Consider the following 24,066-nt stretch of genomic DNA (forward strand, 5'->3'; position numbering starts at 1 on the left):
CTACGCCGGATACCGGCGCGCAAACAGCTCGGTCAGCCAGTCGATGAACGCGCGCACCTTGTCGGACAGGTGCGCGCGGTTCGGGTACAGCACCGACACCGGCTTCGGCACGGCCGGTACGCCGGGCAGCAGTTCGATCAGCAGGCCCGCGTCGATGCTCGGCTGCAGCGCGGGGCGCAGCGCATGCACGACGCCAAGGCCGGCGAGCCCGCAGGACAGCAGCGCTTCCGAGTTGTCGGTGAGCAGGCTGCTCGCGAGCTTCACCGCGACGGTTTCGCCGTGCGGGCGGAACGTCCATTCGAGTATGCGGCGATTGCCGCCGGTGAAAAAGTTCACCGCGCGATGCGTACGAAGTTCGTCGAGCGTGCGCGGCAAGCCGTGGCGCGAGAGATAGGCGGGCGACGCGCACGTGACCATCGGCACCGCGCCGACGGTGCGCGCGACCATGCTCGAATCCTTCAGCGTGCCGACCCGCACGACGCAGTCGATGCCTTCGCCGATCAGGTCGGCTGGCTGGTCGCTCGCGCCGAGCACGAGCTCGATCTGCGGATAGCGCTGCTGGAACTCGGGTAGCGCCGGAATCACGACCGTCTTCGCGAGCGCGAGTGCGATGTCGATCCGCAACCGGCCCTTCGGCACCGCGCGTTGTTTGGGGAACGACGCGAATGCGTCATCGATGCTGCCGAGCAGCTGCACGCAGCGCGCATGGAACGCCTCGCCTTCGGCCGTCACGCTCACGCGGCGCGTGCTGCGGTTCAGCAGCCGCACGCCGAGTTCCTGCTCGAGCTGCTGCACGGCTTTCGTCACGGCCGGCCGATGCAGTTGCAGCGCGTCGGCGGCTTGCGTGAAGCTGCCGCGCTCGACGATCTGTACGTAGATCTGCATCGCTTGCAGGCGGTCCATGGCGTTCCCGGGTGTCGTGGCGAGCGGTCATCTTCGCACACCGCCCGACACCCGTGCGGCGGCGATGCAGCGCCACCCGCCGCGCGTCATTCGGCCGGATGCAGATCCTGCAGCAGCGTCGGCACGAGTTCCGACACGGTCGGGTGAATATGCATCGCGCGACTGATCGTCGTGTACGGCGCGCCGGCGGCCATCACGTCGAGCATCCCGTGCACGACTTCGTCACCGGTCACGCCGAGGATCGATGCGCCGAGAATCGCGTGGCTGTCCGCATCGACGATCACCTTCATGAAACCCTGGCTTTCGCCTTTCTCGACCGCACGGCCGACGCGCGTCATCGGGCGCGTGCCGACCAGCAGCCGGCGGCCCGTCTGCTTCGCTTCCGCGAGCGTCATGCCGACGCGGCCGAGCGGCGGATCGATATACATCGCGTACGCCGTGATGCGGTCGGACACCTTGCGCGGATCGTCGTCGAGCAGGTTGGCCGCGACGATCTCGTAGTCGTTGTATGCGGTGTGCGTGAACGCGCCGCGTCCGTTGCAGTCGCCGAGTGCCCAGATGCCCGGCACGTTCGTGCGCAACTGCTCGTCGACGGCGATGTAGCCGCGCGCGTCGGTGCCGACGCCCGCGCGGTCGAGCCCGAGATCGTCGGTGTTCGGCACGCGGCCGACCGCGAGCAGCAGGTGCGATCCCGCGACCTCGCGGCCGCCGCCCGAGCAATCGAGGCCGACCGCGATGCCTTCGCCGTCGCGCCGCGCGCTCAGGCAGGTCGCGTCGAGCTGCACGTCGATTCCTTCGTTCTCGAGAATCTCGCGCACGGCCTGCGACACGTCTTCGTCCTCGCGGCGGATCAGGCGCGAGCCCTTCTCGACGATCGTGACTTTCGATCCGAAGCGGCGATACATCTGGCCGAATTCGAGCCCGACATAGCTGCCGCCGACGATCACGAGATGCTCGGGCAGGAAGTCGACGTCCATCATCGTCGAATTGGTCAGGTACGGCACCGAGTCGAGGCCCGGCATCGCGGGCACCTGCGCGCGGCCGCCGACGTTGATGAAGATGCGTTCGGCTTCGAGCAGCGCGTCGCCCACGCGCACGGCATCGGCGCGCTCGAATCGGGCATGACCCTGAAACACCGTGGTGTTCGCGAGGCCGCGCACCCATTGCTCGACGCCGTGGTTCGAGCGGCCGGAGATCTGGTCCTTGCGCGCCTTCACGGCTTTCATGTCGACGGTGACGGGGCCGCCGACCGACACGCCGTATTCGCCGGCGCGCCGCGCGAGGTGCGCGGCGTATGCGCTCGCGATCAGCGTCTTGGTCGGGATGCAGCCGGTGTTCACGCAGGTGCCGCCGAAGCGGCCGCGTTCGATGATCGCGACTTTCATCCCGGCGGCCGACAGCCGCGCGGCGAGCGGCGGCCCGGCCTGGCCGGTGCCGATGACGATCGCGTCGAAGTGTTGCGTCATGACGTCCTCCGGTGCAGGTGCAGCGAGGGAAGGCGTGCGGGCGAGCCGCGTGCGATGCCGGCGCACGGTCGCGCGACGGCGAGCGCCTATGGTAGTCCTGTTGGCGCTCGCTCGCGAGTACCGGCCGGCGGGTGACGGGCGGGACGATCGATCCGGACTGCGTGGCGGCGGTGTCAGTCCTTGCGTTTCCACTGACCGAACGACACCGGTCGGTGCGTGTCGGCGCGCGTGACGGTGACGTGGTCGGGCTGGTCGTCGAGCGGGAAGGATTCGGTGACGATCTGGTTCGAGAACAGCCAGCCGTGCGTGCGCGGGTCGTAGCGGAACGTGACGTAGTCGGTCCAGTGCTGGCCGCAAGCGACGAAGTTCTGCACGGTGAAATAGCGACCCTTCACCGAAAAGCCGTTGTCGGCGGCATCTTCGGGATCGAACGGATCGCACTGGCCGCCTTCGTTCGCGCGCAGCACGACCTGGTCGTTGCGCGCGGCGAGCCGGTAGGTGTGATCGGCCTGTTCCTCGTAGATCAGCAGCGGGCGCGGCGACGGCTGTTCGCGCGTATCGACCGCGCGATGCACGACGACCAGAAAGCTGTGCCGCCCGTTGTCGAGATCCGGCCCGGCTTGCGCGAGCAGCGGCTGGTAGCCGGGCGGCAGTTGCGCGGCGATCGACTTCGGCAGGTCGGCCGCGCCGGCGGCGGCAGGCAGTGCCGCGAGCAGCGGGAGCATCAGGGTAGCGAGGCGGAGCGCGCGCATGACGGGAGGTCGGGTCGAAAGGAGGAAAGGGTTGCCGGTCGCGCGGGGTTACAGATCGCGCCCGAGAAATTCGGTGCCCGGCACCGGATTGAACGCGACGGGCGGCGCGGGCGCAAAACCGAGCGACGCATACAGTTGCCGTGCCGCGACGAACTCGGGCAGCACGTCGAGGCACATGCGCGTGTAGCCGGCCGCCTTCGCGTCGTGCAGCAGCCGTTCGACGAGCTGGCGGCCGACGTTCAGCCCGCGCGCCTCGGGGCGGACGTACACCCGCTTCATCTCGCACGCCGTGTCGTCGATTTCGCGAAACGCCGCGCAGCCGACCACGCGCTCGCCGTGCCACGCGAGCAGCAGCAGCCCGCGCGGCGCCGCGTACTTGCCGGGCAGCGCGGCGATTTCCGGCTCGTAGTCCTGGAATGCGAGGCTGACGGTCGGGCTCGCGATGTACTCGCGGAAGATCGCTTCGACGGCTGCGGCGTCGTCGGGATAGCGGGCGGCGCGGATCTCGATCATGGCGGCGGGGCGGGATGACGGGAAAGAGGGCCAGCATAGCAGCGTGCAGCCGCTTTCGGCCACGCGCGAAGCGTGCCAGAATCAGCGGCTCGACCGTCGGAAACGACACGCCGGCGCCGGCGAATCGGCGTCGCTGACCAAGGAGACTTCGATGACTGCATCGGCTGCCGTACTCGCCATCCTGGCTGCGCTGTTTCTCGGCGCGATGATTCCGGGCCCGAGCTTCGTGCTGGTTGCCCGCAATTCGATCGGGCTGTCGCGCCGCGACGGGCTCGCCACCGCGCTCGGCATGGGCATCGGCGGCATCGTGTTCGGTGGCGTCGCGCTGGCGGGGCTCTACACGCTGCTGCAGGCCGTCGAATGGCTGTACGTGGGCCTCAAGGTCGCGGGCGGCGCGTACCTGATCTACATGGCGTCGAAGATCTGGCGCGGCGCCGACCGGCCGATCGAGATGGACGATCCGCAGGCGATGGCCGGCGGCAGCGCGCGCAAGTCGTTCCTGACGGGCCTCACGACCCAGCTCAGCAACCCGAAGACGGCAATCTGGTACGGCAGCATCTTCGCGGCGCTGCTCCCGCAGCATCCGCCGCTGTGGTGCTACCTCGTGCTGCCGCCGCTCGTGTTCGCCGTCGAATTCGGCTGGTACACGATCGTCGCGCTGTGCTTCTCGACGCGCCGCCCACGCGAGCTCTACCTGCGCGCGAAGAAGTGGGTCGACCGCATCGCGGCCGGCGCGATCACGCTGCTCGGGCTGCGGCTGATCCTGAACGCGCCGAAAGCGGGGATCTGACCTGTCATTCCCGATCGGCATCGCACGACGGCCGGCCATTCCGCAGGCTGGCCGCCGGAGCGAACCGCCGGGGCCGCCGCGCGAATGCGCATCGGGTTTCCGGAAACACCTTCCTTTTCCCATGACGCGGCCGTTCACCGGGCCGCGGCCGACGCGCCTCCCGGATCCCGGCCACTGCCCGCCGAGCCTTGCCTGACGGGCGTTCGCGTGTGCCGCACGGCGCGCCGACCGGCGCCGCTTCCCCGATTCTGGCGGCCGACCTCCCGACGACGTGTAAACTGCTGCCTTTTTTGACGGTTTGCAGCATGGTGCAAGCACCTCCGCGCCCGGCGCTGAGCGGTCCGACGCTCGTCCGGCTGCTCGCGCGCCTGGCCGATGCCGACGTCGCGGAATCCCGGCAGACGCTGTCCGACCGGCTGAGCCAGTGGCTCGGCTGGACCGACGCGATCACGTTGTCGTCCGCGCTGACCGCGAGCCCGCCGGGCGTCGCGGCCGGCGTGCGCGGCTACGATGCGGAACGCGACTGCGCGCGCGTGCGCCACGACCTCGCGCAGGCGATCACGGCCACCAACCGGCCGCGTGCGCGGCGCCGGCCCGGCGACCTGCCGCCGCCGGCCGCCGATACGGCCGATTTCGCCGATTTCCGCCAGCGTTACCTGACGCTGCAACAGGATATGGAGACGGCGATCGGCCAGTTGCGCGGCCGCCTGCGGGTCGCGCTCGCCGCGCGCTCGTCCGGGATGGCGCGGCTCGCGACGCTCGACACGATCATGGAGCGCGTGCTCGGCGCGCGTGAGCGCAGCCTGCTGTCGGCCGTGCCCGCGCTGCTCGGCACGCGTTTCGGGCGGTTGCGCGACGCGGAACGGCAGGCGCTGGCCGATGCCGAATCCGCCGCCACTGCGGCCGGCCCGGCCGATCCGGCCGATGACGGCGCGGCGGCCGACACCACGGCCGTCGCGGCGATCGTGCCCGGCACATGGCTCGATACGTTTCGCGACGAGATGCAAAGCATCCTGCTTGCCGAACTCGAAGTCCGGTTTCAAACGGTAGACGGGCTGCTCGCGGCCCTTCGCACCTGCTAATCAACACGCTATGTCCAGAATTCGCCTTGATCTCGTTGTCTTCGTCACCGGTCTGCTCGCAGTGGGCTGGATCGGTGTCGGCTATGTCGCGTCGAACCCGCTGGCGTCGGCCGTGACGCTGCTGATCGGCGCGTGCTACGTCGCCGGCGCATGGGAACTGCTGCGCTACCGCCAGGCGACCGCCACGCTGTCGCGGGCGGTGACCGGCCTGACCGAACCGCCCGCGAAGCTCGACGCCTGGCTCGACACGCTGCCCGCAGGCCTGCGCGGCGCCGTGCGCGCCCGGGTCGAAGGCGCGCGCGTCGCGCTGCCGGGCCCGGCGCTCACACCGTACCTCGTCGGCCTGCTCGTGCTGCTCGGCATGCTCGGCACGCTGCTCGGGATGGTCGTCACGCTGAAGGGCACGGGCGCCGCGCTCGAAAGCGCGACCGATCTCGATGCGATCCGCGCATCGCTGATCGCGCCGGTGAAGGGCCTCGGGTTCGCATTCGGCACGTCGATCGCCGGCGTCGCGACGTCCGCGATGCTCGGCTTGCTGTCCGCACTCGTGCGACGCGAGCGTGTCGACGCGGCCCAGCAGCTCGACGCGAAGATCGCGACGACGCTGCGCGTGCATTCGTCCGCGCATCAGCGCGACGAATCGTTCCGGCTGCTGCAGCGCCAGGCCGACGTGATGCCGGCGCTGGTCGACCGGTTGCAGACGATGATGACGACGCTCGAAGCGCGCAGCGTCGCGCTGCACGATCGCCAGATCGAAAGCCAGCAGGCGTTTTTCGACCGGACCGAGCGCGCGTACGCAGGCCTCGCGTCGAACGTCGGCGACGCGCTGAAGGAAAGCGCCGCCGAAAGCGCACGTGTGGCCGGCGCCGCGCTGCAGCCGGTCGTCGCCGCGACGATGACGGGGCTGGCGCAGGAGATGGCCGCGCTGCGCGACACCGTGACGGGCGCCGTGCAGCGTCAGCTCGACGGGCTGACGGACGGCTTCGAGAAGACCACCGGCAACGTGACGGCCGTCTGGCACCGCGCGATCGACGAACAACGGCAGGCGGGCGACGCCGTCGCGCAGCAACTGCGGACGACGCTCGGTCAGTTCACCGATACCTTCGCGCAGCGTTCGACGGATTTGCTCGACGGCGTCGCGACGCGCCTCGAATCGACCGAAGGCCGCCTGTCGGATGCGTGGCGCGATGCGCTGTCGCGCCAGGAGCAGGTCGGCGAGACGCTCGCGAGCCAGCACGCGCGTGCGCTGGGCGAAGCCGCCGCGACGTTCGAGCGCCATTCGGGCGCGACGCTCGCCGCGATGCGTGAGTCGCACGCGGGTCTTCAATCGCAACTCGCCGCACGTGACGAAGCGCGTTTGTCGGCATGGAACGATTCGCTGGCCGCGCTGGCCGCGAAGCTCGGCGACGAATGGCAGCGTGCAGGCGTGCATAGCGCCGGGCGTCAGCAGGAAATCTGCGACGCACTCGCGCAAACGACGCGCGACCTCACCGCGCAGGCTTCGACGTTCGAACAACGCTCGAACGATCTGCTGTCGACGATCCGTGACTCGCACACGGGCCTTCAATCGCAACTGGCCGCACGTGACGAAGCGCGTTTGTCGGCATGGAACGATTCGCTGGCCGCGATGGCCACGAAGCTCGGCGACGAATGGCAACGCGCAGGCGTGCATAGCGCCGGGCGTCAGCAGGAAATCTGCGACGCACTCGCGCAAACGACGCGCGACCTCACCGCGCAGGCTTCGACGTTCGAACAACGCTCGAACGATCTGCTGTCGACGATCCGTGACTCGCATATGGGCCTTCAATCGCAACTGGCGGCACGCGACGAAGAACGCCTGTCGGCGTGGAACGACTCACTGGCCGCGATGGCCACGAAGCTCGGCGACGAATGGCAACGCGCAGGCGTGCATAGCGCCGGGCGTCAGCAGGAAATCTGCGACGCGCTTGCACAAACGACGCGCGACCTCAGCACGCAGGCTTCGATGTTCGAACAACGCTCGAACGACTTGCTGGCGACGATCCGCGATTCGCACACGGGCCTTCAATCGCAACTGGCCGCACGCGACGAAGAACGTCTGTCGGCGTGGAACGACTCGCTGTCGGCAATGGCCGCGAAGCTCGGCGACGAATGGCAGCGCGCGGGCGTGCATAGCGCCGGCCGTCAGCAGGAAATCTGCGACGCGCTCGCGCAAACGACGCGCGATCTCACCGCACAGGCTTCGACGTTCGAACAACGCTCGAACGACTTGCTGGCGACGATCCGCGATTCGCACGCGGGCCTGCAAACGCAGCTCGCCGCACGCGACGAAGCCCGCCTGTCCGCATGGAACGATTCGCTCGCCGCGATGGCGGCCGCGCTGCGCGACGAATGGGCGCAAACGAGCGCGCAAGCCGCGACGCGCCAGCAGGACATCTGCGACACGCTGACCCGCACCGCGAACGACATCACCGCACAGGCGCAGGTGCACGCCAGCGACACGATCAACGAGATCGCGCGCCTCGTGCAAGCCGCGTCGGAAGCGCCGAAGGCCGCGGCCGACGTCGTCGCCGAGCTGCGCCAGCGCCTGTCAGACAGCCTGGTGCACGACACCGCGATGCTCGAGGAGCGCAGCCGCCTGCTCGCGACGCTCGAAACGCTGCTCGGTGCGGTCAACCACGCATCGACCGAACAGCGCACCGCGATCGACGCGCTCGTCAGCACGTCGGCCGACCTGCTCGATCGCGTCGGCGCACGCTTCAACGATACCGTCGATGCCGAAACGCGCAAGCTCGATTCGGTGGCGGCGCAGGTCACGGCCGGCGCCGTCGAGGTGGCGAGCCTCGGCGATGCGTTCGGGATGGCCGTGCAGGTGTTCGGCGAGTCGAACGACAAGCTGCTGACCCATCTGCAGCGCATCGAGGCCGCGCTCGAGAAATCGCTCGCGCGCAGCGACGAGCAGCTCGAGTACTACGTCGCGCAGGCGCGCGAAGTGATCGACCTGAGCATGATGTCGCAGAAGCAGATCGTCGAGGATCTGCAGCAGCTCGCCGGCCGGCGCGCGCCCGTCGGAGCGTAACGCATGCACGACGAAATCGACGGCGGCGCGGAATCGGCGCCGGTATGGCCCGCGTTCGCCGACCTGATGTCGGTGCTGCTCGGTGCGTTCGTGCTGATTCTCGTCGGCGTGATCGGCATGCAGCTCCAGCTCACGTCGAAGCTCGAGGAAGCCGTGCGGGCGCGCCAGCTCGAAGCGCAGCAGCGCAAGTCGCTCGAACAGGCGCTCGCCGGGCCGCTCGCGGCCGGCCGCGTGACGCTCGTGAACGGGCGCATCGGCATCAGCGGCAACGTGCTGTTCGCATTGAACTCCGACCAGTTGCAGCCCGCGGGCCGTGACCTGCTGAAGACGCTGGCCGTACCGCTGGCCACGTACCTGACGACGCGCGACGAGATCCTGATGATCAGCGGCTTCGCCGACGACCAGCAGGTGCATGCCGGCAACCGCCTGTTCGCGGACAACTGGGAACTGTCGGCCAAGCGCGCATTGACGGTCACGCGTGCGCTGATCGATGCTGGCGTGCCGGCGTCGTCGGTGTTCGCGGCCGCGTTCGGTTCCGAGCAACCGGTCAGCTCGAATGCGGACGATGAAGGCCGCGCGAAGAACCGCCGCGTGGAGATTGCGCCGGTGCCGCGCAAGTCGGCCTCGAACGGAGGGAAGGCGAAGTGACGGACGACGCGACGCACGTCCGCGCGACGCTCGACGCATGGCGCGAGCAGGGCGCCGACCGGTTCGATCCCGTGCGCTTTCATCGGATCGACGCGCTCGAACGGCGCGCGGCCGCGCTCGGCGGCGACGCGCGCGCCTTGCTCGACGCGCGGCTGGCGACGTTGATCGAAGGCTACGCGGAAGTCGTTGCGCGGGCGGAGGCAGCGCCGGCTGTGGGCATTGCGGCACGGGTTGCGTCGCCGCGTGGCGCGCTCTCGGTGCTCGTCGAGCGGCTCGCGCGCGATGCGCAGGCCGACCGGCGCGGGCTCGATCCCGAACTGGTCGACTACTTCCGCACGATGTGGTCGAAAGTCCGCACCGAGCAACAGTACCGGCAGTCGCTCGACCAGGTGCCGCGCAACGCGGGGCCGCTCAATTCGAACAGTCTCGTGCACCGGTCGCTCGCGACGATGCGCGAGCTGTCGCCGGAATATCTGCAGCAGTTCCTGTCGTACGTCGATGCGCTCGCCTGGCTCGAGGATCTCGCCGGCGGCGGCGCGCAGCCCGAGAAGGAAGCGCCGCGTGCGAAGGTGGCGAAGAAGGCCACGCGGAGCAAGAGCCGCTAGCGCGCGAGCGTGCACCGCGGAAGCGGCGGCCGGCTACATCGATAGCTGGCCCGACGCTGCCGCGTGTTGATACCGGGCCGCGCTGATGAATTTCGAAAAGCGTTCGCACCAGATCACGACCGACGTGTATTGTGCGGGATTCACGTCGGCGGGCAGCGGCACGACGAAATTGCCGAAGGTCTTGAGGTCGCCCACGCGCGCGGCACGCGCCTTGATCGCGACGAACGACGCCTGGGTGTCGACGAATTCCGGCACGAGATAGATCTTGTAGTCGGGCCCCGGTGCGACGTCGCCTTCGAACGCGATCGACGTATCGGTGATCGTCAGCTTGCCGTCCGCCCAGTGCAACGCGTCGCTTCCCGGCAGGCCGCGTTCGAAGCGGCCGGTATGCCGTGCGTTTTCCGCGGCCAGTTGCAGTTCGACGGCGCTTGCGCTCTCCGATGCCGTGAGGATCGGCAGCACGTAGATGCCCGCGGCAAACGCCATGAGACCCGTCGCGAGATGCGATGCGATCAGTACCCAGATTCCGGTTTTCATGTCGGACCCTTTGAGCGAGAACAGAGGGTGGCGCAGGGCCACATGCCCGTAGTCGCGCGAGCGGGCGGAATCTGACAGCCGATCGGTTTTCCCTTTCCGTTGAACACGCCGTTTCTGGCGGGCCCGCCGCGCGACAGCTGCATTGCGGCGCGGCGCCGGATTTTTCTCGTCGGCGTGTGTCATCTTTGCGCGCGCGGATCGACTCACTCTCCGTCGACAACATCGTCGATGCTCAGGAGAGATCAAATGAACAAGCTTGCTCTGTATGTTCTTGCGACGGTTGCCGCGACCGCTTCCGTTTCCGCATGGGCCGCGCCGCAGTCCGCCGTGACGCGCGCGGAGGTGAAGGCCGAGCTGGCCGCACTGCGCGCGGCCGGCTACCGCCAGACCGGCGAAGACCCGTACTATCCGGCGCGGCTGTCGGAAGCGCTGAAGAAGATCGGATCGACCGGCGCGTCGACGGCCGATACCAGCGGATACGGAATGGCAGCGCCGGCCGCGAGCGAATCGGGTCCGATCGCAGCCGACCGGCCGATCTATCGCGGACGATGATCCGGGTAGGACGTTGCGTCTGTCGGCGGGCGCAACGTCCAATCAATCCGGACTGCGATGGATTGACGGATACCCAACGTCAGCGCGTCGACCTGCTGTCGGCAATCACCGCGCCGAGCGCGTGCAACGCATCGACCAGTGCCGACGCGAACGGCGGATGCGCGGCGATGCCCGCCGCGTCGAGCTGGCTGCCGAGGATCGGCAGTGCGATCGACGCAGGTTCGACGATGCGAGCCGACATCACCGATAGCGTTTCCCGTAGCGCCGCGTCTGCATGCGTCGCGCGCGGCGACGCATTCAGCACTGCGACCGGCTTGTACACGACGGCCTCGCATCCCACGACCCAGTCCAGCGCATTCTTCATCACGCCCGTCACGCCGTGCGCGTATTCCGGGCTCGCGATCACCACGCCGTCGGCTGCGTTCAGGCGATCGATCAGGTCGCGCACGGCGGAGGGCGACGGAAACTCGGCGTCGGGATTGAACAACGGGAATTCGCCGAGGCGATCGAAGCGCGTGATATGCATGCCGCGCGGCGCGACGAGCGCGGCCGCGTCGAGCAGCGCGGCGTTGTACGACTGCGCGCGGAGGCTGCCGCACAGCGCGACGATGTCGATGTGGCGCTCGGCGTCGGTTCGGGGATCGGTGGTCATCGATGGGTGTGTCGGTTGGCGCGCAGTGCGTAGCCGCATCGCGCGGTCCGGACGGATTATCGCATCGGCGTTCCCGTGGCGTGGCGTGCGCGGCCGACGCTTGCACTCCGCGGTGCCGCGTTGAAAGCCGCCGCGGGGTCGCACCGGGCCGGTTCCGCGTCGCTCATCCCGGCCGCCCGCGCGAATTCCTTCATCGTCCATCCATGGCCGAGCAACAGCCGCCGTGTATGCAGTGCGCCATGCACATCGTCGGCAACGGTATCGCCGAGAAAGCGCAGCGCGCGACCTTCGACATCGACGAAGCCGTGCCGGTAATCGTGCGCGAGCGCTGTCCACAGCTGCGCGGCGCCGATCGACTGGCGCGCGCCGCTGATCAGGCACAGGCCCGCGTCGAGCCCCCAGCGGTACAGCGTCGTCGCGAGGCCCTTGCGTTGCGCCGAGCCGCGCAGCCGCGTATGCGGCGCGCGCAGGTAGCGATCGGCGCGGCGGGGGATTTCGGGCAGGCGGTTGAATACCGTGTAGCCGGCGAGCTGGCGCGCGGCCGGATCCTCGACGTACAGGAAGTATTCGCCGTCCGCTTCGCGGTGGCGGACGATCAGGCCCGAGCGGCCGAGTGCGACGGCCGGCAGGCCGTGCAGGCGGTGGCCCGGCTGGTGGAGGCGCTCATGAAGTGTGTCGAGTTCGTCGTCGATGTCGTGTTGGGAATGCTGTACGTCGATACGCATGGCAAAGGTCGCCCGTCCCGGGCGGTTCGAGAAAGGGGTTCATCGCAAAAGGGAACAGGAATGGGTGCGGCCCCCGTGCTCGGCGAAGCGAGCCGGGGCCGCGAATCAGCTGGGGATGTGCTGGAAACCGGCGGCGATCGCGGCGAGGCCCGCGATGCAGAGTGCGAACAGGATCAGGACTTTGTGGATCACGCCTCTTTCCTCATGAATGCGCGATGCCGGCGGGCGGCATCGCGGAGACGGTGAGCGGCGGGCACGGCCCGCACGGCCGTCGTGCGGGACGACGGTCGGAGTCCGGGCGACGGATCGTGCGCGGACGGCCAGCACCATACGCGACGTGCCGGGGGCGGGCAATCGGACTGGCGGAGAAAAGCGATGAAAAGCGGAGAATCGCACTCTTTCGCGACAATTGGCCGCAAGGGGCCGTGCATCGATGCGTTCGGCGATGCAGGCGGGCATGCGCCGCCAGGCGGTCGAAGGTGTGCGAGGCGCGCCCGGCGTCAGTGCGGGGCTGCTACCACCCGTGCGACGGCCGGAACGGCGTACACCGCCCCCCGGCACCGGTCGCAACCGGAGACGTCACGCCGGCTGCCGCCCCCCGAAAGCCTGCCGGACCCGCGCGAACAGCCCATGCTGCGCGATCCATTCGGCATACGCGCGATAGTCGGGATCGCGCATCAGGTGACGCTCTTCCGTTTTCGCGCGCGTGTAATAGATCAGGTTGACCGCGACGAGCCCGGCGCAGTGCATGAGCCCGATCTGCCAGCCGAGCGGCTCGACGAACGGCACCGACACCATCCAGTACGACAGGTTTTTCGTGATGTACGCCGGATGCTTGGTAAAGCGGTACGGGCCCGACGTGATGATCCCGCGGTTGGTGAGGTTCGAGAACCGCAACCCGAACGAGATCGTGCACAGCGCGTAGGTCAGCAGCAGCAGGATGATCACCGCGCCCCAGATCACGCGCAGCGTCGGCGCCGACAGCAGCCAGTTGTCCCAGAACACCGAACCTTCGTAGCGGATGTAGTTGTTCGAGATCAGCGACCAGAACGGCTGGTAGCAGATCAGTGCGGCCACCCAGCCGAGCGTCGTCGGCTCGACGGTGCGCACGTGGCTGTCGAGGATGCGGAACGTGCACAGGTAGCCGACCGTGCCGAACATCAGGTCCATCGTGAACGACAGGTCGTACATGAACACGAAGGCCGCGATCGACATCGGCGCGTGCATCGCGTTCGCGAGCGACGCGCTCAGGTGATCGGCGTCCTTCGACAGGTAGACCGTCATCAGCGGCAGGAAGAACGCCTTCACGCCCCAGCCGGCGAGCATCTCGCGCACCGGCTTCCAGCTCGCGGGCTGCTCGCGGCGGAACAGGAAGCGGCCCCACAGCAGGTACGCGTCGTCGGTCTCGCGCTGGTGACGGTCCATCCACGCGAAGTAGAACGGCGCGGCGACGATCACGTACGGCGCGAGCGAGCGCAGCAGCGACCAGAACGGCAGGTAGAACGCGCCATGGTATTCGGGCAGCAGCCAGTAGAGGATGCCGATGCCCGCGTAGATCGACGTCAGCGCGCCGAGCCGCGTCGCGACACGCGCGATGCCGAGCGGCCGGACAGCCTGCCGCGACAGCCCCGCGCTCGGGCGCAGGTAGACGCGCGAGATGAAGAGTTCGTGCAGCGCGATCGTGCCGATGATCGCGAGGCTGGCGATGACCGCGCGCGTGGCCGCGTCGAGCGTCGGATGGTCGCGCGTGATCCACAGCGCGAGGAGGCCTGCCGTGATGCCGAGCAGGCCGGCGCGGAAGGGCGTGGCGGAACGCGGTGGGCGGTCCTGGGCAGCGACGATGCCGTCGAGCGTGGAGTTCATGATCGGATCCTCGTACGGATGAGGGCCGGCGCCCCCGCTTGGCGGGTGACGCCGGCCGTCGGCCGGGCTTTGTATGGATGCGCGCCCGGCCATTGGCCTGTCGTTCTGATAGGTGAAGCGTTACTTCTTGGTGCCGCCGCCCAGCAGACCGCCGAGCAGGTTGGTCACCGGCGACAGCAGGTTGCCGGCACCGCCCGCGGCGCCACCGTTCGAGCCGCCGGTCAGGCCGCCAACCACGGAGCCGCCGCCAGCCGGTGTCGTCACCGTGCCGGCTGCGCCGCCGGGGCTGACCGTGCCGGTGGCGCCGGCCGCGCCGGCCGGCGTCGTCAGCGCACCTGTCAGCGTGCCGACCGGGCCGCTCGACAGCAGGCCGCCGAGGGTGCCCGTCACGTTGCCGCCCGGCGTCGTGACCGTGCCCGTGAGGCTCGCGCCGAGCGGCGTCAGCGAGTTGACGAGGTTCGTGACCGGCGCCAGCAGGCCGCCGAGGCCCGCGCCACCGGTACCGCTGGTGCCGCCGGTGCCGCCGGTGCCACTCGTCCCGCCGGTGCCGCTGGTGCCACCGAGGCCGCCGAGCGCGCCCGTCAGCGAGCCGAGCAGGCCCGTGACCGGCCCGAGCGGGCCGCCGCTCGTGCCGCTGGTGCCGCCCGAACCGCTCGAGCTGCCGCCGCCGAGTCCGCCAGTCAGCGTGCCGAGCAGGCCGGTGATCGGGGCGAGCGGGTTGCTGCCGCCCGAGCCGCTGCTGGAGCTGCCCGCGTTGTTGTCGTGGACGAGGCCACCGGCGGACGTCACCGTGTTGCCGAGCTGGGCCACGACGCCGCCGAGGCCCGTGCCGACCGGGTTGTCGGTCGCGCCGCCGACCTTCGTGCCGGCAAGCGCGAGGCCGTTGCCGAGCGCGCTCAGCAGGCCGTTGAGCGGCGTGCCGAGCAGCGTGACGCCGCCGAGCGTTTGCGTCGCACCCGGCGTCGTGACGCCGCCGGTCAGCGTGTTCGTGATCGGGTTGATCACCTTGCCGATCTGCGTTTCGAGCTGCTGGACCGGCGAGCTGTTCAGCGCCGTGTTCAGGCCCGACGCGGTCGAGTTGACGGCGCCGCCGACGGTGTTGACGAGATCGCCGACGAGCGTCGTGACGGGCGACAGCGGCGACAGCGGGCCCGAGCCGAGGCTCTTCACCGCGTTGCCGAGGTTGTTGACCGCGCCGCCGGCGCCGGTCAGCAGGCCGGTGGTCGACGTCAGCGTCGGTCCGAGCGGGTTCGCCGACACGCCGATCGAGCCGAGGCCGGCCGCGACACCGTTGCCGAGCGCCTGCACGCCGTTGCCGAGGCTCGTGACTGCGTTGCCCACGCTGGTGGCCGTCGTCGGGTTCGTGCCGGGGATCTGCACGCCGCCGATCTGGCCGCCGCCGTTCGCGACCGTCGTGCCGAGCGCCGTCACGAGGTTGCCGGATTTCTGGAGGACATTGCCGAGGGGGGTGACGCCGGAGCCGGAGGTGCCGGACGTACCGGAGGTGCCCGAGGTGCCGGAGGTACCCGACGTACCGGAGGTGCCGGAAGTGCCCGACGTGCCGGAAGTGCCCGAGGTGCCCGACGTACCCGATGTACCGGAGGTGCCCGAGGTGCCGGAGGTGCCCGACGTGCCGGAGGTGCCCGACGTGCCGGAGGTGCCCGAGGTGCCCGAGGTGCCGGAAGTACCCGAGGTGCCGGAAGTACCCGACGTACCGGAAGTGCCCGAGGTGCCGGAAGTGCCGGAAGTGCCGGAGGTGCCGGAGGTGCCGGAGGTGCCCGAGGTGCCCGAGGTGCCGGAGGTGCCCGAGGTGCCGGAAGTACCCGAGGTGCCGGAAGTACCCGACGTACCGGAAGTACCCGAGGTGCCGGAAGTGCCCGACGTACCGGAGGTGCCCGACGTACCGGAGGTGCCCGACGTACCGGAGGTGCCCGACGTACCGGAGGTGCCCGACGTACCGGAAGTACCCGACGTACCGGAAGTGCCCGACGTACCGGAAGTGCCCGAGGTGCCGGAAGTTCCCGACGTACCGGAGGTGCCCGACGTGCCGGAGGTGCCCGAGGTGCCCGAGGTGCCGGAAGTGCCGGAAGTGCCCGACGTACCGGAAGTACCTGACGTACCGGAAGTGCCCGAGGTGCCGGAAGTGCCCGACGTACCGGAGGTGCCCGAGGTGCCGGAGGTACCGGAACTACCCGACGTCCCGCCGCCAGACGTCCCACCGCCCGACGTCCCACCGCCAGACGTCCCACCGCCCGACGTACCCGAAGTCCCCGAACTGCCACCCGTCCCGGACGTGCTCGGCTTGATCGTCGGCGGGGTCGTCGGTCCATCGACCGAGCCGCAGCCGTACAGCGCGAGCAGTGACGAGACGGCCATCGTTACCGTCGTCTTCTTGAAGAGTTTGTGCATGTTGGCCTCGACATTGGAAGTGTGTCCATGCCTCCTCTGCAAATTCCGCGCCACGACCGGTTTCCTGAAACGGTGTCGCGCTTTGTTGCATGAATCGGGAATATCGACGCGATTTAAACGGAGTAAAGGTGGTTTCGCGCGGCGGGCATGTACGGTGCCGCCGGCGGGTCGTTGCGATGTTCCCGTAAGCAGACGTAACGCGCGGCGCGATGTTACGTAGCGTTCGACATCGCGCGACACGGGCGGCCGCGAACCGAGGGCCGCGTCTTTGACGAAACGTCCGGGCCCCGGGAACATGGCCCGAAAACGCCCGGCCGCCGGCGATGCCGAAGCGGCCACGACTTCAACCAGGACACGGACATGAGCGAACAGGACAGGGAAGACGGCAAGGCGCGGCGGATCGAGGTGATGGGCGAGGCATTCGTCGAGCGCGCGATGCGCGACCTCGACGGATTTTCGCGTCCGTTGCAGAACTGGCTGAACGAACACGCGTGGGGCAGCACGTGGCAGCGGGGCGGGATCGACCTGAAGACGCGCAGCCTGTGTACGTGCGCGATGCTGGCGGCGCTCGGCCGCGGCACGGAACTGAAGGGCCACATTCGCGGTGCGCTCAACAACGGCGCGAGCCTTGTCGAGATCCGCGAGGTGTTGCTGCACAGCGCGCTGTATGCGGGCGCGCCGGCCGCGGTCGAGGCGTTCCGCAGCGCGCGAGAGGTGATATCGGATCTCGGGCTGTCGGTGCCCGACGAAGAAGCCTGATTCCGCCGCCGCGCCGGCTGCGGGGCGCGGAATCAGGCGTGGCCAAGCAGTCGCGGCTTACGCGATGCGTGCCGTCGGTGCGGCCTCTTCGGCCGGCGCGGCGGCGACTTCGAGCAGCCAGTCGGCCGTCGCATCCGGAATCGTGACCGGCAGCATGTGCCCGCCGTCTACGACCTTCAGCCGCACCCGAGCCGACTTCTTCGCGAGCGCGTCGCCGTGCTCGCGCCAGTTCAGGATCGGATCGGCGCGGCCGTACAGCACGTCGACCGGTAGCGCGAGATCCGCGTAGCGGCGCTCCATCGCGGGCAGGTCGGTGGGCGCCGACAGCAGGTCCGTCGCCGTCGCGTAGAACACGTGCGGGCGCATCCCGAGCAGGCCGCCGCCCTTGACCGGGAAGTCGCGCGGCACGTCTTCCGGCGCGAACACCTGGCGCACGGCCTTGCGGCCGGTCAGGATCGTCAACGGGATCGCGAAGGTCCACGACACGAAGCGGCGCACGAGCGGCGACGGCAGCATCAGCGGCTTGAACGGCGCCGGCGGCTCGGTCTGCTCGTGCGACAGCGGCGCAATCAGCGCGAGCCGGCTCACGCGGTCCGCATGGTTGAGGCCGACCGCCAGCGCGATCGCGCCGCCGAGCGAATGGCCGACCAGCACCGGCTTGTCGAGCCGCAGCGCGTCGATGAACGCGGCGACCGTGCGGGCCTGCGCGTACACGTTCGCCTGCGAACCCGCGCCGCGGATCGACCGGCCGGCGCCCGGCCGGTCGATGAGGATCACGCGATGCTGCTGCGCGAGCCGTGCAAGTGGCAGGTACGCGAAGTTGCGCAACTGCCCGGCGAGCCCGTGGACGAACACGATCGGCGGGCCGTTGCCGTATTCGACGTAATGGATGCGGTCGCCGCCGATGTCGACGAAGCGGCCTTCGGGCGGAAACGCGCGCGTCACGCGCCGGGCCACGTAACCGGTAAACAGCGCGAGCGCGGCGAGCACCGCCACGACGCCGAGCAGCACGTTCTGGATCAGATGGAGCGTATGGGTCATGTCGGCCTCAACGGGTTTCGAGTGCGGGTTCGGCAACCGCCGCCGTGGCGGTCGTGCCGGCTTTCGCGCGGCGTTCGAAATGCATCGCCGAATCGGCGAGCGCGCTGAACTTCAGCGAGGCGAGATCGCGCACGTAGTTCTGGTGGAATTTCCACGGCTTGTGATGGCCCTGTTTCGGCAGGATGCCGGCCGCGCGCTGGATGTAGCCCGAGCTCAGGTTGACGGCCGGCACGTCGCCGAGTTCGCCGGCGCCGAGCCGCGGCACGCACGTGTCGTAGTCGTTCGCGCGCATGTGGTTGAGCAGCCGGCACACGTAGCGCGCGATCAGCTCGGCCTTCAGCGTCCACGACGCATTCGTGTAGCCGAACGACGACGCGAGGTTCGGCACGTCGCTGTACATCATGCCCTTGTACGACACGGTCTCCGGCAGGTCGACCGCGCGGCCGTCAACCGTGACGCGTGCACCGCCGAGCATCTTCACCTTCAGCCCGGTCGCGGTGACGATCACGTCCGCGTCGAGCTGCTGGCCGCTCTTCAGCTTGAGGCCGGTCGGCGTGAAACGCTCGATCTCGTCGGTGACGATCGATGCGCGGCCCGCGCGGATCGACTTGAACAGGTCGCCGTTCGGCACGAGGCACACGCGCTGGTCCCACGGCATGTAGCGCGGCGTCAGGTGCTTCGCGACGTCGAAGTCGGGGCCGAGCTGCTTGCTGGCCGCGCGGATGATGAACTTCTTCGTCTGGTCGGGCTTGCGGCGCGACACGTTGTACAGGTAGATCGTCAGCAGCACGTTCTTCACGCGCACGAGCCGGTGCGCGAGCCGCGACGGCAGCACGCGCCGCAATGCGTTCGCGATCTTGTCGCGTGCGGGCAGCGACACGATGTAGGTCGGCGAGCGCTGCAGCATCGTCACGTGCTGCGCGTCGGCCGCCATCGACGGTACGAGCGTGACGGCCGTCGCGCCGCTGCCGATCACGACGACGCGCCGGTTCGCGTACGACAGGTCCTTCGGCCAGTGTTGCGGATGCACGAGCTTGCCCTCGAACGTGTCCATGCCGGGCCAGTCGGGCCGGTAGCCGGCGTCGTAGTCGTAGTAGCCGCTGCACATGAACAGGAAGCGGCACGTATACACCAGCGTGTCGGTCGTGCCGCCCTGCGTGCGCTCGATGCGTACCGTCCAGCGTGCGCGGTTCGAATCCCAGTCGGCCGCGACGACCTTCTGGCCGTAGCGGATCGTCTTGTCGATACCGTACGTGCGCGCGGTGTCGCGGATGTAGTCGAGGATCGTCTGGCCGTCCGAGATCGCCTTGTCGCTGTGCCACGGGCGGAAGCTGTAGCCGAGCGTGAACATGTCGGAATCCGAACGGACGCCCGGATAACGGAACAGGTCCCAGGTCCCGCCGATCGCGTCGCGCGCTTCGACGATGGCCACGCTCGCATACGGGCAGCGCTGCTTCAGGTGATACGCGGCGCCGATGCCGGACAGGCCGGCGCCGACGATCAGCACGTCGAGGTCGCGGTTGTCGCCACTGTCGCGGCGGGCGCCGGGGGCGGGCGGCGCGTCGCGCCGGTCGGTCGTCGTCGAGGTCATGCGAGGTCCTTGGTCGGCGTGGTCGGGTGCGCGGCCGGAGCGTGCGCGCGGTCTCCCATGGGGACTTCCTTCGGGCGGAGGTTGCGTGCGCGGGCACGGCGCACGTGGCGCAGCATCAGCCACTGGTAACCGGCGCCGAGCAGGCGCGCGATCCGGTCGAGCCGGCGCGCGTCTGCGCCGACGAGCACGCGGCGCGCGTTGCGCTCGACGCCCGCGAGGATCTGCCGCGCGGCGTCGTCGGCCGTCGTTGCGTTGATCAGGCGGTTCGCCTGGCGGCGATGGGTCGCTTCGTCCTGGCCCGTCAGCGCGCGGATGCTGGTGTCGACGCGGCCCGCGTCGACGATGCTGGTCGCGACGCCGCCCGGATGCACGCAGGTCGCGCTCACCGGCGCGCCGTCGAGTTCGAGTTCCATCCGCAGCGCCTCGGTGAAGCCGCGCACCGCGAACTTGGTTGCGTTGTACGCGCTTTGCGTCGGCATCGCGACGAGGCCGAACAGGCTCGACGTGTTGACGACGTGACCGTCGCCCGACGCGCGCAGGTGCGGCAGGAACGCCTGCGTGCCGTGCACGACGCCCCAGAAATTGATGCCGACGATCCATTCGAGATCGGCGAGGCGCGCGGTCTCGGCGCTGGCGGCCAGCGACACACCCGCGTTGTTGAAGATCAGGTTGACCTTCCCGTGTTCGGCGCGGACGAAATCGGCCCACGTGAACACCGCGTCGCGGTCGGAGACGTCGAGCCGCCGCGTGCTCACGCGTACGCCGTGCTGCGCGCAGGCAGCCGCCGTGCCGGCGAGCCCGGTTTCGTTGACATCGGCGAGCGCGACCTCGCAGCCGCGCCGCGCGAGCTCGACCGCGAGGCTGCGGCCCATGCCCGAACCGGCGCCCGTGATCGCGGCAACCTTCCCGGAAAACCCCTTCATCCGTCGTTCCTCCCGTTCCGCTTGCGCTGCATCGGCGGCGCGTCTATTGTGGTGTTGGTCGTCACCACTTTAGTTTTCGGGTGTCCTGATGTCAAATAGCGGAATGGAGAAAGCACTCGAAACGGAAAAAAGGGGCCGGTCGTACGGCGGCGTCGCGCCCGAGGTGCGGGCCGCCGAGCGGCGCGACGCGTTGATCCGCGCGGCGACGCGCGTGTTCGGCACGGTCGGGTTCCGCAAGGCGACCGTGCGGTCGATTTGCCAGGAAGCGAAGCTGAACGATCGCTATTTCTATGCGGCGTTCGACAGCACCGAGGAGTTGCTGCGCTGCACCTACCTGCATCACGCGCAGCAACTGCATGACGCGGTCGCGCAAGCGGTGGCCGCGCGCGGCGGCGATCTGCGCGAGAGCGTCGACGCGGGGCTCGCCGCGTTCTTCGCGTTCCTGCGTGACCCGTGCGCGGCGCGCGTGCTGCTGCTCGAGGTGATGGGCGTGAGCGCGGACACCGACATGACGTACCAGCGCATGCTGATCGACTTCGGCAAGCTGATCATGGCGATCGGCGCGCCGGGTGAAGCGGCGACGCCCGCGGAGCGCACCGAGCAACGACTGATCGGGCTCGCGCTCGTCGGTGCGATGACGAACGTCGGCGCGGCGTGGTTGCTCACCGAATATCGCGATTCGGAGGCGCAGATGATCGCGAGTTGCAGGAAGGTGCTGCTGGGGACGTTGCGGGAGGCGGGGTAGGGAAAGGGACAGTCGGCCCCGCACCGGTGCCTTTCCGTCCAAGGTAAGACTAAATTCGGACTATAATCGGTCTCATCGTGATCGGACAGCGGGCGCTTCGCATGAAATTCTCTACTCAAGTCAAGCCAATCAGCTATCTCAAGAGTCACGCGGCCGAGATCGTCAAGGATCTTTCGGAGAGCCGCGAGCCGATGTTGATTACCCAGAATGGCGAGGCGAAGCTTGTCGTCATGGATGTCAAATCCTATGAGGAGCATGAGGAGACTCTCGCGCTCCTCAAGCTGCTTGCGCTGGGCAACCGGGAAATCGAAAAAGGGCAATTTCGTCCTGTCGAGGACGTGTTCGCGGATCTCGACAAGGACGATGAACAATGACGCTTCGCGCCGTTTTTATTCGGTCTGCAGAAGATGATTTGAAGGCGCTGAAACGCTATGTCGTATCGAACTTCGGGGCGGCGACCTGGCGCTCGAGTTACGACGAGATCAAGAACGCCGTTGCATCGATTCGAGTCCTCCCCGATCAAGGCAGGGTTCAGGATGAACTGGCGAATGTCGGCTTGACGCAGTACCGCCAGATCATCGCGGGAATGAATCGTGTCATTTACGAGGTTCGCGGCGATACCCTGTATGTCCATATCGTCTGCGATACGCGCAAGGACCCGAAGTCCTTGCTGATGCGAAGGCTCATGCTCGCGCATTGAGCGCTCCCGGCCTCCGTATTTCCCCGCGACCTAACGCACGCTTCCGCGCTTTGCCGCCGGGCCCACAGGCCGCGTTTCCGCAATCCTCGCCTTCATCGCATCGATGAACGCCCGCACCTTCGGCGACGGCAGCCGCGTCGACGGATACACCGCATGGATCCCGGCCGGCGCGGTGTGCCACCCCGGCAGCAGCCGCACAAGCCGGCCGGCCGCGACGTCGTCCGCGGTCGAGAAATCCGTCAGCAGCCCGAAGCCGCCGCCCGCGAGCACGATCGCGCGGCATGCGGTCGCGGTGTTCGACACCACCGGCGCGACGCAGCGGACCGCCGCGCTGCCGCCGCTCTCGTGGTCGAGTTCGAGCGTATGCGGGCGCGGCAGCGTCGACAGCATCACGAACGGCAGCGCGGCGAGCGCATCCGTATCGCGCGGCAGCCCGTATCGCGCGATGAACGCGGGGCTCGCAACCAGCCATTTCTCGTAGGTGCCGAGCTGCACCGCACGATAGTTCGAATCGGCGAGGCGGCCGATCCGGATCGCGACGTCGAGGTTGTCGGCGACGAGGTCGACGACGCGGTCGTTCGCGACCAGTTCCACATCGAGCGCCGGATGCAGGTCGCGCAGCGCGACGACGGCCGGCGCGACGACCAGCGCGCCGTAGTCGATCGGCACGCTCACGCGCAGCGTGCCGCGCAGCGGCCCCGCGTCGGACGACACCGCATCCAGCGCGGTTTCGGTCGCGCGCAGGATGTCGCGGCACGCGTCGTAGAACGTGCGCCCCGCATCGGTCACGCTCAGCCGCCGCGTCGTGCGTACCAGCAGGTTCGCGCCGATCTCGGATTCGAGGCGCTGCATGTGTGTACTGACGACCGTCTTCGCGAGGCCGAGCCGCTCGGCCGCGGCCGTCAGCGAGCCGGCATCGACCACCGCGACGAAGATCGCCAGCCGGTTCAGGTTCACGTCGCGCAGATCGGCCATCGTCGATTGTCCTATGAGAGCGGATAATGTTTCAGCGATTATCCGTCTTCTGGCCATGAACGGCGAGCGCTACGCTGGAGCCGTTCGTCGCCGACTCCCGGCGGCGCGAGATTCCGGAGTGTTTCCATGTCTGCCGCCAGCAAGCCCGCCTCGCCGATCCGCGTGTATTCGTTCCTGCTCTCGGGGCACGCGCACCGCGTCAGGTTGTTCCTGTCGCTGCTCGGCCTGCCGTCCGAGACCGTCGACGTCGATCTCGCGGCCGGCGCGCAACGCGAGCCGGCGTTCCTCGCGCTCAATCCGCTCGGGCAGGTGCCGGTGATCGACGACGGCGGCACCGTGATCGCCGATTCGAACGCGATCCTCGTGTACCTCGCGAAGCGCTACGGCGACGCGCACTGGCTGCCCGACGATCCGGCCGGCGCGGCCGTGGTGCAGCGCTGGCTGTCGTATGCGGCCGGCCCAATCGCGTCGGGCCCGGCCGCCGCACGGCTCGTGACCGTGTTCGGCGCGCCGCTCGACCCGGAGGCGGCCAAGCGCACGGCCGCGAAGGTGCTCGACGTGATCGATCGCGAGCTGGTCGGCAAGCCGTTCGCGGCCGGCACGCAGCCGACGATCGCGGACATCGCCGCGTACACGTATATCGCGCACGCCCCGGAAGGCGGCGTGTCGCTCGAGCCGTATCCGCACGTGCGTGCGTGGCTGGCGCGTGTCGAGGCGCTGCCGGGCTTCGTCGGCATGCCGGCGACGCGCGCGGGCCTGCTCGCCGCGTAACGATCA

24 protein-coding genes are annotated in these 24,066 nt (G+C 68.9%); 11 read left to right on the forward strand and 13 right to left on the reverse strand.

Translation table 11 applies throughout. The features are described 5' to 3' along the window. The 4 genes from U5809_RS10100 to U5809_RS10115 all read right to left on the reverse strand — a co-directional run bounded on the left by U5809_RS10100 (position 1) and on the right by U5809_RS10115 (position 3,634). Positions 1-903 (reverse strand): LysR family transcriptional regulator, encoded by a 903-nt coding sequence (locus tag U5809_RS10100; protein ID WP_322086382.1) that lies wholly within the window; start codon positions 901-903, stop codon positions 1-3. Positions 904-989: 86 nt separating this feature from the next. Next, a complete protein-coding gene (locus U5809_RS10105; protein ID WP_322086383.1) occupies positions 990-2,369 on the reverse strand; it encodes an FAD-containing oxidoreductase in 1,380 nt (459 codons plus the stop codon). 173 nt (positions 2,370-2,542) lie between these two features. Further along, positions 2,543-3,121 (reverse strand): hypothetical protein, encoded by a 579-nt coding sequence (locus tag U5809_RS10110; protein ID WP_322086384.1) that lies wholly within the window; start codon positions 3,119-3,121, stop codon positions 2,543-2,545. Positions 3,122-3,169: 48 nt separating this feature from the next. Next, positions 3,170-3,634, reverse strand: a complete 465-nt coding sequence (locus U5809_RS10115; protein WP_322086385.1) for a GNAT family N-acetyltransferase — start codon at positions 3,632-3,634, stop codon at positions 3,170-3,172. 151 nt (positions 3,635-3,785) lie between these two features. Here U5809_RS10115 and U5809_RS10120 point away from each other — a divergent pair, with 151 nt between their 5' ends. The 5 genes from U5809_RS10120 (at position 3,786) to U5809_RS10140 (ending at position 9,817) form a co-directional block, all read left to right on the forward strand. Then, on the forward strand, positions 3,786-4,424 hold the full coding sequence (locus U5809_RS10120) for a LysE family translocator (protein ID WP_322086386.1): 639 nt from the start codon (positions 3,786-3,788) through the stop codon (positions 4,422-4,424). Between the two features lie 305 nt (positions 4,425-4,729). Continuing rightward, the gene (locus U5809_RS10125; protein WP_322086387.1) at positions 4,730-5,506 is read left to right on the forward strand and encodes a DUF3348 domain-containing protein; all 777 of its coding nucleotides are present in this window, start codon (positions 4,730-4,732) and stop codon (positions 5,504-5,506) included. Positions 5,507-5,516: 10 nt separating this feature from the next. Beyond that, the gene (locus tag U5809_RS10130; RefSeq protein WP_322086388.1) at positions 5,517-8,564 is read left to right on the forward strand and encodes a DUF802 domain-containing protein; all 3,048 of its coding nucleotides are present in this window, start codon (positions 5,517-5,519) and stop codon (positions 8,562-8,564) included. Positions 8,565-8,567: 3 nt separating this feature from the next. Further along, positions 8,568-9,212 (forward strand): OmpA family protein, encoded by a 645-nt coding sequence (locus tag U5809_RS10135; protein WP_322086389.1) that lies wholly within the window; start codon positions 8,568-8,570, stop codon positions 9,210-9,212. After that, positions 9,209-9,817 (forward strand): DUF2894 domain-containing protein, encoded by a 609-nt coding sequence (locus U5809_RS10140; protein ID WP_322086390.1) that lies wholly within the window; start codon positions 9,209-9,211, stop codon positions 9,815-9,817. The genes U5809_RS10135 and U5809_RS10140 overlap by 4 nt, the downstream gene beginning before the upstream one ends. A gap of 33 nt (positions 9,818-9,850) precedes the next feature. Here U5809_RS10140 and U5809_RS10145 read toward each other — a convergent pair whose 3' ends face one another. Continuing rightward, on the reverse strand, positions 9,851-10,354 hold the full coding sequence (locus U5809_RS10145; RefSeq protein ID WP_322086391.1) for a DM13 domain-containing protein: 504 nt from the start codon (positions 10,352-10,354) through the stop codon (positions 9,851-9,853). 246 nt (positions 10,355-10,600) lie between these two features. On the opposite strand from U5809_RS10145, the gene U5809_RS10150 reads away from it, so the two are divergent. Beyond that, positions 10,601-10,906, forward strand: a complete 306-nt coding sequence (locus U5809_RS10150) for a DUF4148 domain-containing protein (RefSeq protein WP_322086392.1) — start codon at positions 10,601-10,603, stop codon at positions 10,904-10,906. A gap of 79 nt (positions 10,907-10,985) precedes the next feature. Here U5809_RS10150 and U5809_RS10155 read toward each other — a convergent pair whose 3' ends face one another. From U5809_RS10155 to U5809_RS10170, 4 genes are all read right to left on the reverse strand, one after another. Beyond that, complete coding sequence (locus U5809_RS10155; RefSeq protein ID WP_322086393.1) at positions 10,986-11,558, reverse strand: NADPH-dependent FMN reductase; 573 nt, start codon at positions 11,556-11,558, stop codon at positions 10,986-10,988. 56 nt (positions 11,559-11,614) lie between these two features. Beyond that, the gene (locus U5809_RS10160) at positions 11,615-12,283 is read right to left on the reverse strand and encodes a histone acetyltransferase (protein ID WP_322086394.1); all 669 of its coding nucleotides are present in this window, start codon (positions 12,281-12,283) and stop codon (positions 11,615-11,617) included. 579 nt (positions 12,284-12,862) lie between these two features. Further along, entirely contained in the window at positions 12,863-14,146 is a 1,284-nt protein-coding gene (locus tag U5809_RS10165; RefSeq protein WP_322086395.1) for an isoprenylcysteine carboxylmethyltransferase family protein, read from the reverse strand. A 120-nt stretch (positions 14,147-14,266) separates the two neighbouring features. Next, positions 14,267-16,555 carry a collagen-like triple helix repeat-containing protein gene (locus U5809_RS10170; RefSeq protein WP_322086396.1) on the reverse strand — a complete coding sequence of 763 codons (2,289 nt, stop codon included), beginning with the start codon at positions 16,553-16,555 and terminating at the stop codon, positions 14,267-14,269. Positions 16,556-16,915: 360 nt separating this feature from the next. Between U5809_RS10170 and U5809_RS10175 the strand changes: the two genes are divergently transcribed. Beyond that, positions 16,916-17,314, forward strand: coding sequence for a carboxymuconolactone decarboxylase family protein (locus U5809_RS10175; RefSeq protein ID WP_322086397.1), 399 nt, complete (start codon positions 16,916-16,918; stop codon positions 17,312-17,314). Positions 17,315-17,371: 57 nt separating this feature from the next. Here U5809_RS10175 and U5809_RS10180 read toward each other — a convergent pair whose 3' ends face one another. Genes U5809_RS10180 through U5809_RS10190 form a run of 3 tightly spaced genes read right to left on the reverse strand, consistent with a single transcriptional unit; the run spans position 17,372 to position 20,869 of the window. Continuing rightward, positions 17,372-18,355 (reverse strand): alpha/beta fold hydrolase, encoded by a 984-nt coding sequence (locus tag U5809_RS10180; protein WP_322086398.1) that lies wholly within the window; start codon positions 18,353-18,355, stop codon positions 17,372-17,374. 7 nt (positions 18,356-18,362) lie between these two features. After that, positions 18,363-19,946, reverse strand: coding sequence for an NAD(P)/FAD-dependent oxidoreductase (locus U5809_RS10185; RefSeq protein WP_322086399.1), 1,584 nt, complete (start codon positions 19,944-19,946; stop codon positions 18,363-18,365). Continuing rightward, positions 19,943-20,869 (reverse strand): SDR family NAD(P)-dependent oxidoreductase, encoded by a 927-nt coding sequence (locus U5809_RS10190; RefSeq protein ID WP_322086400.1) that lies wholly within the window; start codon positions 20,867-20,869, stop codon positions 19,943-19,945. Before U5809_RS10190 ends, U5809_RS10185 begins: the two co-directional genes overlap by 4 nt. A gap of 88 nt (positions 20,870-20,957) precedes the next feature. On the opposite strand from U5809_RS10190, the gene U5809_RS10195 reads away from it, so the two are divergent. The 3 genes from U5809_RS10195 to U5809_RS10205 all read left to right on the forward strand — a co-directional run bounded on the left by U5809_RS10195 (position 20,958) and on the right by U5809_RS10205 (position 22,314). After that, complete coding sequence (locus tag U5809_RS10195) at positions 20,958-21,614, forward strand: TetR/AcrR family transcriptional regulator (protein WP_322086401.1); 657 nt, start codon at positions 20,958-20,960, stop codon at positions 21,612-21,614. Between the two features lie 101 nt (positions 21,615-21,715). Next, on the forward strand, positions 21,716-21,988 hold the full coding sequence (locus U5809_RS10200) for a type II toxin-antitoxin system Phd/YefM family antitoxin (RefSeq protein WP_322086402.1): 273 nt from the start codon (positions 21,716-21,718) through the stop codon (positions 21,986-21,988). Further along, positions 21,985-22,314 carry a type II toxin-antitoxin system RelE/ParE family toxin gene (locus U5809_RS10205; protein WP_322086403.1) on the forward strand — a complete coding sequence of 110 codons (330 nt, stop codon included), beginning with the start codon at positions 21,985-21,987 and terminating at the stop codon, positions 22,312-22,314. The genes U5809_RS10200 and U5809_RS10205 overlap by 4 nt, the downstream gene beginning before the upstream one ends. Positions 22,315-22,344: 30 nt before the next feature. Here the strand turns inward: U5809_RS10205 and U5809_RS10210 are convergent, their stop codons facing one another. Then, entirely contained in the window at positions 22,345-23,289 is a 945-nt protein-coding gene (locus U5809_RS10210; RefSeq protein ID WP_322086404.1) for a LysR family transcriptional regulator, read from the reverse strand. 126 nt (positions 23,290-23,415) lie between these two features. Between U5809_RS10210 and U5809_RS10215 the strand changes: the two genes are divergently transcribed. Further along, entirely contained in the window at positions 23,416-24,060 is a 645-nt protein-coding gene (locus U5809_RS10215; RefSeq protein WP_322086405.1) for a glutathione S-transferase, read from the forward strand. Positions 24,061-24,066 lie beyond the last annotated feature (6 nt).

Origin of the sequence: Burkholderia sp. BCC1999 (assembly GCF_905339975.1) — a bacterium.
Classification (GTDB): domain Bacteria; phylum Pseudomonadota; class Gammaproteobacteria; order Burkholderiales; family Burkholderiaceae; genus Burkholderia.

Bases quoted from the DNA above. Each gene is read 5' to 3' on its own strand.
- U5809_RS10150 (WP_322086392.1), top strand. From the start codon at position 10,601: ATGAACAAGCTTGCTCTGTATGTTCTTGCGACGGTTGCCGCGACCGCT.
- U5809_RS10205 (WP_322086403.1), top strand. From the start codon at position 21,985: ATGACGCTTCGCGCCGTTTTTATTCGGTCTGCAGAAGATGATTTGAAG.
- U5809_RS10130 (WP_322086388.1), top strand. From the start codon at position 5,517: ATGTCCAGAATTCGCCTTGATCTCGTTGTCTTCGTCACCGGTCTGCTC.
- U5809_RS10180 (WP_322086398.1), bottom strand. From the start codon at position 18,355: ATGACCCATACGCTCCATCTGATCCAGAACGTGCTGCTCGGCGTCGTG.
- U5809_RS10155 (WP_322086393.1), bottom strand. From the start codon at position 11,558: ATGACCACCGATCCCCGAACCGACGCCGAGCGCCACATCGACATCGTC.
- U5809_RS10200 (WP_322086402.1), top strand. From the start codon at position 21,716: ATGAAATTCTCTACTCAAGTCAAGCCAATCAGCTATCTCAAGAGTCAC.
- U5809_RS10115 (WP_322086385.1), bottom strand. From the start codon at position 3,634: ATGATCGAGATCCGCGCCGCCCGCTATCCCGACGACGCCGCAGCCGTC.
- U5809_RS10165 (WP_322086395.1), bottom strand. From the start codon at position 14,146: ATGAACTCCACGCTCGACGGCATCGTCGCTGCCCAGGACCGCCCACCG.
- U5809_RS10145 (WP_322086391.1), bottom strand. From the start codon at position 10,354: ATGAAAACCGGAATCTGGGTACTGATCGCATCGCATCTCGCGACGGGT.
- U5809_RS10110 (WP_322086384.1), bottom strand. From the start codon at position 3,121: ATGCGCGCGCTCCGCCTCGCTACCCTGATGCTCCCGCTGCTCGCGGCA.
- U5809_RS10170 (WP_322086396.1), bottom strand. From the start codon at position 16,555: ATGCACAAACTCTTCAAGAAGACGACGGTAACGATGGCCGTCTCGTCA.
- U5809_RS10215 (WP_322086405.1), top strand. From the start codon at position 23,416: ATGTCTGCCGCCAGCAAGCCCGCCTCGCCGATCCGCGTGTATTCGTTC.
- U5809_RS10120 (WP_322086386.1), top strand. From the start codon at position 3,786: ATGACTGCATCGGCTGCCGTACTCGCCATCCTGGCTGCGCTGTTTCTC.
- U5809_RS10125 (WP_322086387.1), top strand. From the start codon at position 4,730: ATGGTGCAAGCACCTCCGCGCCCGGCGCTGAGCGGTCCGACGCTCGTC.
- U5809_RS10210 (WP_322086404.1), bottom strand. From the start codon at position 23,289: ATGGCCGATCTGCGCGACGTGAACCTGAACCGGCTGGCGATCTTCGTC.
- U5809_RS10105 (WP_322086383.1), bottom strand. From the start codon at position 2,369: ATGACGCAACACTTCGACGCGATCGTCATCGGCACCGGCCAGGCCGGG.
- U5809_RS10160 (WP_322086394.1), bottom strand. From the start codon at position 12,283: ATGCGTATCGACGTACAGCATTCCCAACACGACATCGACGACGAACTC.
- U5809_RS10175 (WP_322086397.1), top strand. From the start codon at position 16,916: ATGAGCGAACAGGACAGGGAAGACGGCAAGGCGCGGCGGATCGAGGTG.
- U5809_RS10190 (WP_322086400.1), bottom strand. From the start codon at position 20,869: ATGAAGGGGTTTTCCGGGAAGGTTGCCGCGATCACGGGCGCCGGTTCG.
- U5809_RS10100 (WP_322086382.1), bottom strand. From the start codon at position 903: ATGGACCGCCTGCAAGCGATGCAGATCTACGTACAGATCGTCGAGCGC.
- U5809_RS10185 (WP_322086399.1), bottom strand. From the start codon at position 19,946: ATGACCTCGACGACGACCGACCGGCGCGACGCGCCGCCCGCCCCCGGC.
- U5809_RS10195 (WP_322086401.1), top strand. From the start codon at position 20,958: ATGTCAAATAGCGGAATGGAGAAAGCACTCGAAACGGAAAAAAGGGGC.
- U5809_RS10135 (WP_322086389.1), top strand. From the start codon at position 8,568: ATGCACGACGAAATCGACGGCGGCGCGGAATCGGCGCCGGTATGGCCC.